Source organism: Planomonospora algeriensis, from assembly GCF_977012225.1.
In genome coordinates, this window is record NZ_CDRNDK010000252.1 from 1 (window position 1) to 9273 (window position 9273).

Annotated in this window: 5 protein-coding genes and 2 pseudogenes; 1 reads left to right on the forward strand and 6 read right to left on the reverse strand. The window is 70.7% G+C overall.

The genetic code is table 11. The features are described 5' to 3' along the window. Positions 1-274: 274 nt before the first annotated feature. The 5 genes and pseudogenes from clpB to dnaK form a co-directional block, all read right to left on the reverse strand. A pseudogene (clpB, locus tag ACWJ6R_RS23015) lies at positions 275-2865 on the reverse strand (ATP-dependent chaperone ClpB). A gap of 198 nt (positions 2866-3063) precedes the next feature. Next, positions 3064-3316, reverse strand: a pseudogene (locus ACWJ6R_RS23020) (heat shock protein transcriptional repressor HspR); the annotation flags it as partial. A gap of 3 nt (positions 3317-3319) precedes the next feature. Then, entirely contained in the window at positions 3320-4513 is a 1194-nt protein-coding gene (dnaJ, locus tag ACWJ6R_RS23025; RefSeq protein WP_449064217.1) for a molecular chaperone DnaJ, read from the reverse strand. A gap of 32 nt (positions 4514-4545) precedes the next feature. Then, a complete protein-coding gene (grpE, locus tag ACWJ6R_RS23030) occupies positions 4546-5160 on the reverse strand; it encodes a nucleotide exchange factor GrpE (RefSeq protein WP_449064218.1) in 615 nt (204 codons plus the stop codon). 27 nt (positions 5161-5187) lie between these two features. Next, positions 5188-7062, reverse strand: coding sequence for a molecular chaperone DnaK (gene dnaK, locus ACWJ6R_RS23035; RefSeq protein ID WP_449064219.1), 1875 nt, complete (start codon positions 7060-7062; stop codon positions 5188-5190). A gap of 245 nt (positions 7063-7307) precedes the next feature. Here dnaK and ACWJ6R_RS23040 point away from each other — a divergent pair, with 245 nt between their 5' ends. Next, positions 7308-8474, forward strand: coding sequence for a DUF418 domain-containing protein (locus ACWJ6R_RS23040; protein WP_449064220.1), 1167 nt, complete (start codon positions 7308-7310; stop codon positions 8472-8474). A gap of 131 nt (positions 8475-8605) precedes the next feature. Here ACWJ6R_RS23040 and ACWJ6R_RS23045 read toward each other — a convergent pair whose 3' ends face one another. Continuing rightward, positions 8606-9094, reverse strand: coding sequence for a hypothetical protein (locus tag ACWJ6R_RS23045; protein WP_449064221.1), 489 nt, complete (start codon positions 9092-9094; stop codon positions 8606-8608). Positions 9095-9273 lie beyond the last annotated feature (179 nt).

Consider the following 9273-nt stretch of genomic DNA (forward strand, 5'->3'; position numbering starts at 1 on the left):
TCCCCCCGGGATCCCGCCGCGCGCCGTTCCTCGCAGGGGGCGGCGGAGGCCGGTGCCGGGGCCGCCGCGGTCCACCCCGTGCAGGCCGCCGTGAGCACCACGGCCAGGATCCCCCGAGCGTTCCGTGATGCGTTCGACACGCCCGCCCCCCTGCGGCTCCCGTTCGTGCTCCGTGCCCGGCGACGTGCTCCGTGGCCCGACGAATGCCGAACGTACCCACCGGAGATCTTCCGGGAAGCGGGCTTGACCGAATGCCGACCAATCCCTTACCCGGTCAGGAGGGCTCCGGGACCGCCACGCCGACGGTGAGGGAGTCGCGGTCGGCGTCGAGGTCCACGAGCACCTCGTCGCCGTCCTGGACCTCGCCGGAGAGCACCTTGCGGGCCAGCGGGTCGCCGATGGCCGACTGGACCAGCCGGCGCAGCGGGCGCGCGCCGTACATGGGGTCGTAGCCGGTCAGGGCCAGCCAGTCACGGGCGGCGGGGCAGACGGTGAGCGTGAGCCGCCGGTCGGCCAGCCGCCTGGCGAGGTGCGCCACCTGCAGGTCGACGATCCTGCTCAGCTCCTCGCTGCCGAGCGCGTCGAACAGGATCACGTCGTCGAGCCGGTTCAGGAACTCCGGCTTGAACCTGCTCCGGACCGTGTTCATCACGGCCTCGCGCTTGGCGCCGTTCTCCAGCTTCGGATCGACCAGGAACTGCGAGCCGAGGTTGGAGGTGAGGATCAGGATCGTGTTGCGGAAGTCGACCGTGCGGCCCTGCCCGTCGGTGAGCCGCCCGTCGTCGAGGACCTGGAGCAGGATGTCGAAGACCTCCGGGTGGGCCTTCTCGACCTCGTCCAGCAGCACCACGGTGTACGGCCTGCGCCGCACGGCCTCGGTGAGCTGGCCGCCCTCCTCGTAGCCCACGTAGCCGGGCGGGGCGCCGACGAGGCGGGCGACGCTGTGCTTCTCGGAGTACTCGCTCATGTCGATGCGGACCATGGCCCGCTCGTCGTCGAACAGGAAGTCCGCCAGCGCCTTGGCCAGCTCGGTCTTGCCGACGCCGGTGGGGCCGAGGAACAGGAAGCCGCCGGTCGGCCGGTCGGGGTCGGCGATGCCCGCGCGGCGCGCCGGACGGCGTCGGAGACGGCCCGGACGGCGTCGCGCTGGCCGATCAGCCGGGCGCCGATCTCCTCCTCCATGCGCAGCAGCTTGGCGGTCTCGCCCTCCAGCAGGCGGCCCGCGGGGATGCCGGTCCACGAGGCGATGACCTCGGCGATGTCGTCGGGGCCGACCTCCTCCTTGACCATGGCGTGCTCCGGCTGGGCGGCGGTGCTGGCCTCGGCGAGTTCGGCCTCCAGCCGGGGCACCTCGCCGTACATCAGCCGGGAGGCGGCCTCGAAGTCGCCGTCGCGCTGGGCGCGCTCGGCGGCGCCGCGGGCCTCGTCGAGCTGCTTCTTCAGGTCGCCGACCCGGTTGAGCCCGGCCTTCTCCCGCTCCCAGCGGGCCACCAGGCCGTTGAGCTCCTCCTTGCGGTCGGCGAGCTCGGCGCGCAGCCGCTCCAGCCGCTGCCGGCTGCTCTCGTCGGTCTCCTTGGCCAGCGCGAGCTCCTCCATCATCATCCGGTCGACGTTCCGCTGGAGCTGGTCGATCTCCACGGGACGGGAGTCGATCTCCATGCGTAGCCGGGACGCGGCCTCGTCGATGAGGTCGATCGCCTTGTCCGGCAGGAACCGGGAGGTGATGTAGCGGTCGGAGAGCGCGGCGGCGGCCACCAGCGCGCCGTCGGAGATCTGCACCTGGTGGTGGGCCTCGTAGCGGCCCTTGAGGCCGCGCAGGATCGCGATGGTGTCGGTGACCGAGGGCTCGCCCACGTAGACCTGCTGGAAGCGGCGCTCCAGCGCGGGGTCCTTCTCGATGCGCTCGCGGTACTCGTCGAGCGTGGTCGCGCCGATCATCCGCAGCTCGCCGCGGGCCAGCATGGGCTTGAGCATGTTGCCCGCGTCCATGGCACCCTCGCCGGCGCCCGCGCCGACCATGGTGTGCAGCTCGTCGATGAAGGTGACGACCTGCCCCTCGCTCTGCTTGATCTCGTTGAGCACGGCCTTGAGCCGCTCCTCGAACTCGCCGCGGAACTTGGCGCCCGCGACCATCGCGCTCAGGTCCAGCGCGATCAGGCGCTTGTCCCGGAGACTGGAGGGCACGTCGCCGGCGACGATCCGCTGGGCCAGGCCCTCCACGACGGCGGTCTTGCCCACGCCGGGCTCGCCGATGAGCACGGGGTTGTTCTTGGTGCGGCGGCTGAGCACCTGCACGACCCGGCGGATCTCCGTGTCCCGGCCGATCACCGGGTCCAGCTTGCCCGCCCGGGCCCGCTCGGTCAGGTCGACGCCGTACTTCTCCAGCGCCTGATAGGTGTCCTCGGGGGTCGCGCTGGTCACCTTGGCGTGCCCGCGCACCTTCTCGAAGGCCTCCAGCAGCGCGTCCGGGGAGGCCCCGTTCGACCTCAGCAGCTCGGCCATCGGGCCGCCGTCGGTGGCCAGGCCGACCAGCAGGTGCTCGGTCGAGACGTACTCGTCCTCCAGGCGGCGGGCCCGCTCGGCCGCGGTGTGCAGCACGGCGAGCAGCTGCCGGGAGCTGGACGGGGCGCCGACCGTCGAGCCCTGCGCCTTCGGCAGGGCCGCCAGCTGCGTCTCGGCCTCGGTGCGCAGCCTCTTCCAGTCGGCGCCGACGGCCTCCAGCAGGGGTACGGCGGTGCCGCCGGTCTGGGCGAGCAGCGAGGTGAACAGGTGGACCGGGGCGACCTCGGGGTTGCCCTCGGCGGCGGCGCGCCGGATGGCGGAGGAGACCGCCTCCTGGCTCTTCTGCGTGAGCTTGTAGTCCATGGCTATGCCTCACTTCGTTCGGCTGCGGAGGGCTGCGCGTTCTCTCGGCGGACAGCGGAGCCCCCGCGCGGGAAGTCCCCCGGGGCAGGTGGTGCGGCTGTCGTCAGGCGGGTGGCAGCTGGTACTGGATCAGGGCGCGGATCGTCGCCATCTCGGCGCGCAGGCGGTGGTTCTCGTCGCGCAGGCGCATGGCCTCGTTCTCGAGGGTGAGGATCCGCTTGATGCCCGCGAGGTTGATGCCCTCCTCCTGGGAGAGCCGCTGGACCTCGCGGAGCATCATGATGTCGCGGGTGGAGTAGAGCCGCCCCCGGCCCGCCGTACGGCCCGGACTGACCAGGCCGAGGCGGTCGTACTGCCGCAGGGTCTGCGGGTGCAGCCCGGACAGCTGGGCGGCGACCGAGATCACATAGACGGGAGTGTCATCCGACAGATCGAAGTAGTTGGCTTCCATGGGCTACTCGCTTCTGGCCTGTTGGATCAGCTCGGCGCGCGGGTCGCCTGCGGCGACGGCGTCGCGGAACTCCTCCAGGACGCCGCGCGCCTTGTCGTCCAGCTTCTGCGGCACCAGGACCTCGACCGTGGCGAGCAGGTCGCCCTTGGTGCCGTCCTTACGGGTCACACCCCGGCCGCGCACCCGGAAGGTGCGGCCGTTCGGGGTGCCCGGGGGGATGCGGAGGGTGACCGGCATGCCCTTGAGGATCGGCACCTTGATCTCGGCGCCGAGGGCCGCCTCGGTGAAGGTGACCGGCACGGTGATCGTCAGGTTCTCGCCGGAGCGCCCGAAGACCGCGTGCGGCTTGACGTGGATCTGGACGTACAGGTCACCGGCGGGGCCGCCGTTCTCGCCGGGGGCGCCCTTGCCCTTGAGCTTGATGCGCTGGCCGTCGCCGACCCCTGCCGGGATGCGCGCCTGGATGGTGCGGGTGCTCTTGCCCCGCCCGCTCCCCTCGCACACCGGGCACGGGTCGTCGACCAGCAGACCGCGGCCCTTGCAGTCGCGGCACGGCTCGGAGAAGGCGAAGTTGCCCAGGTTGCGGCTGGCCGCGCCGGTGCCCTCGCAGGTCGGGCAGACCCTCGGGGTGGTCCCGGCCTTGGCGCCGGTGCCGGCGCACGCCGTGCAGGAGGAGGAACTGGTGAGCCGGAGCGACACCGTGGTGCCCTCCACCGCCTCGGTGAAGGAGAGCGTGACCTCCGACTCGATGTCCTGGCCGCGGCGAGCCCTGGTGGTCGTCCCGCCCGGGCGGGTGGCGCCGCCCCGGTTGAACAGGCCGCCGAAGATGTCGCCGATGCGCTCTCCGGCGCCCGGCTGCTGGGCGGTGCCGCCGAACAGGTCGCCCAGGTCGAAGGGGAACCCGCCCCCGCGGGTGGCCCCTCCCGCCCCCGCGTAGCCGCCGAGACCCGATCCGAACAGCGCGCGCGCCTCGTCGTACTCCTTGCGGCGCTTGGCGTCGGACAGGACGTCGTAGGCCTCCGAGACCTCCTTGAACTTCGCTGTGCTCTCCGAGGTTCCGGAGTCCCCAGGGTTGGCGTCCGGGTGGTACTGCCTGGCCAGCTTCCGGTACGCCTTCTTGATCTCTTCGGCGGTGGCGGACTTGGGCACACCAAGGACGGCGTAGTAGTCCTTCTCCAGGTAGTCCTTGGTGCTCATCTGTCTTCCTTCTCCAGATACGGGTGGATCGGTTATTCGGTCGCGTCGGATTCGCCCGGCTCGGCGACCGCGACGCGCGCGGGGCGCAGCACGCGCTCGCCGATCCGGTAACCGGACTGCAGGATCTCCACGCAGGTCGGCTCGGTGACGTCGGGCGAGTAGCTGTGCATCAGCGCCTCGTGCACCATCGGGTCGAAGGGGTCGCCCTTGGCGCCGAAGGAGTCGAGCCCCAGCTTCGCCAGGGACGCCTCCAGCGACTCGGCCACCTTCGCGAAACCGCCGGTGAGCTCCCCGTGGTCGCGGGCCCGGCCGATGTCGTCGAGGACCGGGAGCAGCTCGGTCAGCGCGCCGGCCACCGCCTGCTCCTTGACCGCGATCCGGTCCCGCTCGACCCGCTTGCGGTAGTTGGAGTATTCCGCCTGGAGTCGCTGGAGGTCCGCCGTGCGCTCGGCGAGCTGGACGGCCAGCTCGGCCGAGGCCAGGTCGGGTCCGGAGCCGGCCTGCCCGGACGGGGCGGTCGGCTCGGCCTGCTCGGCCTTGCCGGACCGGTCCCCGTCGGTCTCGCGCGGCTGTCCGGTCTCCGGGTCGATCTTCCGGTTGTCGCGGATCACCGGCTCCTCCCCGGAACCGTTCTCACGCGTGTTCACGGTCGTGCTCCCCTCGGCTCGCCGCCGTCACTTGGCGTCGTTCTCGCGCTTCGGCTCGTCGTCCACGATCTCGGCCTCGACCACGTCGTCGTCGGCCTTCTGCTCGCCGGTCGCGCCCTCGGCGCCCGGGGCGCCGGCCGGGGCCTCGGAGCCCTGAGCCTGGGCGTAGATCGCCGAGCCCATCTTCTGGCTGACCGTGGCGAGCTTCTCCGCGGCGGTGCGGATGGCGGCCGTGTCGGTGCCCTCCAGCGTCTTCTTCAGGTCGGAGAGGGCCTCGTTGACCTCGGACTTGATGTCGTCCGGGACCTTGTCGGCGTTGTCGCTGAGGAACTTCTCCGTCTGGTAGACGAGGGAGTCGGCGTTGTTGCGGGTCTCGGCCTCCTCGCGGCGGCGCTTGTCCTCCTCGGCGTAGGACTCGGCCTCGCGCATCATGCGCTCGATGTCGTCCTTCGGCAGCGCGGAGCCGCCGGTGATCGTCATCGTCTGCTCCTTGCCGGTGCCCAGGTCCTTGGCGGAGACGTTGACGATGCCGTTGGCGTCGATGTCGAAGGTGACCTCGATCTGCGGGATGCCGCGCGGCGCCGGGGCGATGCCGGTCAGCTCGAAGGTGGCCAGCTTCTTGTTGTAGGCCGCGATCTCACGCTCGCCCTGGTAGACCTGGATCTGAACCGACGGCTGGTTGTCCTCGGCCGTGGTGAAGACCTCCGAGCGCTTGGTCGGGATCGTGGTGTTGCGCTCGATGATCTTGGTGAAGATGCCGCCCTTGGTCTCGATGCCCAGCGAGAGCGGGGTCACGTCGAGCAGCAGGACGTCCTTGACCTCGCCCTTGAGTACGCCCGCCTGCAGGGCGGCGCCGATGGCGACGACCTCGTCCGGGTTCACGCCCTTGTTGGGCTCCTGGCCGCCGGTCAGCTCCTTGACGAGCTCGGTGACGGCGGGCATGCGGGTCGAGCCGCCGACGAGCACGACGTGGGCGATGTCGGAGACCTTGATCCCGGCGTCCTTGATCACCTGGTGGAACGGGTTCTTGCAGCGCTCGAGCAGGTCGGCGGTGAGCCGCTGGAACTCGGCGCGGGTGAGCTTCTCGTCCAGGTGGAGCGGGCCCTCGGCGGAGGCCGTGATGTAAGGCAGGTTGATGTTGGTCTCGGACTGGCTGGACAGCTCGATCTTGGCCTTCTCCGCCGCCTCGCGCAGGCGCTGCAGGGCCATCTTGTCCTTGGACAGGTCGACGCCGTGGCCGTTCTTGAACCGGCTGACGAGCTCGTCGACGACGCGCTGGTCCCAGTCGTCGCCGCCGAGGTGGTTGTCGCCGCTGGTGGCCTTGACCTCGACGAAGCCGTGGCCGTCCTCCTGGCCGACGTCGAGCAGGGACACGTCGAAGGTGCCGCCGCCGAGGTCGAAGACCAGGATCGTGTGGTCCTTGTCCTTGTCGAGGCCGTAGGCGAGCGCCGCGGCCGTCGGCTCGTTGATGATGCGCAGGACGTTGAGGCCCGCGATGGTGCCGGCCTCCTTGGTGGCCTGCCGCTGGGCGTCGTTGAAGTACGCCGGGACGGTGATCACCGCGTCGGTGATCTTCTCGCCCAGGTAGGCCTCGGCGTCCTGCTTGAGCTTCTGCAGGACGAAGGCGCTGATCTGCTGCGGGGAGAACTTCTTGCCGTCGATCTCCTGGGACCAGTCGGTGCCCATCTCGCGCTTGACCGAGCGGATCGTCCGGTCCACGTTGGTGACGGCCTGCCGCTTGGCGACCTCACCCACCAGGACCTCGCCGTTCTTCGCGAACGCGACCACGGACGGCGTGGTCCGCGACCCCTGCGCGTTGGCGATGACGGTCGGCTCGCCGCCCTCGAGGATCGAGACGACGGAGTTGGTCGTCCCCAGGTCGATACCTACCGCACGTGCCATGAGTACGTCCTTGTAGTCAAAGTTGAGTCGGTCTGACTCATAGTCGGGCAACGCATCGCGTTTGTCAAACGACTTGAGTCTATGTGGCTCAACCTACAAGAGTGCGGTGGCATTCCCGGGTACCCGGGAAAAACCAGGTGATTCCTCTCTTCCTGACGGTCGGGGCCGGACTGGCGTTCCCGCCCTCCGCATCCCGTCGCCGATCCCTCTTGTATCTGACAGATATCTCTATTAGATATAATCGCATGGAAACGACACGCATCCGGGAGATCGACGCCATCCGCGCCTTCGCGCTCCTGGGCATCCTGCTCGGCACCATCGCCTACCTGTCCGATCCCGCCCACGTGGCGATCGGCACCCCGCCCCCGACCGAGGATCCGGTCGCCTTCGCGGTGAACGCCCTGGTCCTCGGCAAGTTCTATGTGATCTTCGCGTTCCTGTTCGGCTACTCCTTCACCCTGCAGATGCGCTCATGGGGCGAGGACCGAGTCCGGCGCCGGATGCTCCGCCGCTGCCTAGGCCTGTTCACGCTCGGGGTGCTGCACGGGTTCTTCCTGTGGTTCGGCGACATCCTCACGCTGTACGCCGTCCTCGGCGTGATCCTGCTGCCGATGCGCGGCATCAGGCCGCGGACCGCCGTCGTCATCGGCTCCTGCCTCGTCGGCCTCGTCGGCGTGTTCTGGGCGGGCTTGGGCTGGCTCTCCACCCTCGTCCCGGCCGGCCCGATGACCGCCGCCGACCCCGCCGCCGGAGCGCGCGCCCTCCGACTGGTGACCGAGGGCCCGCTCGGTTTCCTCACCTTCCAGGCCGAGACCTACTTGCCGTCCGCCCTGTTCGTGTGGGGGTTCCAGGGCCCGGTCGCATTGGCGATGTTCCTGTTCGGGCTGGCGGCGGGCAGGGTCGGGCTGCTGGAACGACCGGAACTCCGGCGGCGCCTGACGGCGCGCGCCCAGGGAATCGGCTTCCTGGTGGGCCTGCCCGGCATGCTCTTCTACGCCTGGACCTCCGGCCGCTCCGACGAGGTCGCCCTGTACGGCCTGGCCGTCAACACGGTGACCTCGCCCTTCCTGGCGGCGGCCTTCGCCGCCACCCTGCTGCGGGTACTGCGACGATTCCCCGCCGTCACCGGCGTCCTCGGCCCGGCAGGCCGGATGGCCGCCTCCAACTACATCGGCCAGTCCGTGCTGATCGCCCTGGTCTTCACCGGCTACGGCCTCGGCCTGGCCGGGCGGCTCTCGCCCCCGGCGGTGACGGGCGTGGCCGTCGTGATCTACGTGGTCCTGCTCGGGCTGAGCTCCTGGTGGATGCGGTCCCACCGGCACGGCCCGATCGAGTACGGCCTGCGGATCGTGACCCAGGGGGCCGGGAGACCGGCCGGCCGGTACTCCGCGGAGCCCCTGCGACACCGCTGAGCCGCGGCGGCGCGGCGGCGCGGGCGGCCGGGTCGCGGTCATGACGAGACCGGTGCCGCCGCCGGCCGCCGTCGTGCCGGACCGGCGAGGGGAGGCGGGAGAGGTGCGCGGAGCCCTCCCCGGCCGGACGTTCAGCGGGTGCGGGCGCCGTCGACGACCTTGCGCTTGCCCAGGGGCTTCCGGAGCTTGACCGTGGTCGACTTCTGGATGGCGATCTCGATGCAGGCGACGTTCTGCGCCTTGCTGCTCGGGCCCTCCCACAGGGTGACGGTCACCCGCTTGGAGGTCTCCTTCACGGTCACCCGGTCGAGCACGTTGCAGGGCTCCACCCCGGACCACCAGACGACCCGCAGCGTCCGGCTGTTCTTGTACGGCCGGGCCTTCAGCCAGGGGACCCGGCGGGGGTCGTCGGCGTCGCCCGTCGGCTTGACCGGTCTGGGGCCGCGAGTGGGCTCGACCTTGGGGGCGACGGTGGCCGCCACCGGCTGGGAGGGGACGGAGTCGGTCGCCGCGGAGCCGGCGGGGGAGGCTGGGGATCCGGAGCCGGTCACCGTCTCGGCGCCGCACCCCATGGACAGAAGCAGGGTTCCCGCCGCGAGCGGGATCGTGATCCTACGCATGTCCCTATGACGGCCCGGCGGGGCAGGCGGTTCAGCGCCCTTACCGGACCCTTGACAGCCTTCCGCGCCAGAATCAACATGAACGCTACTCATGTTCTCTTCGGAGTGGTACCGGTTCGCAGGCGACCGCTCCACCGCACGACGGTTCCGGCCACCCCCACCGGTCCCGCGGACCGGCC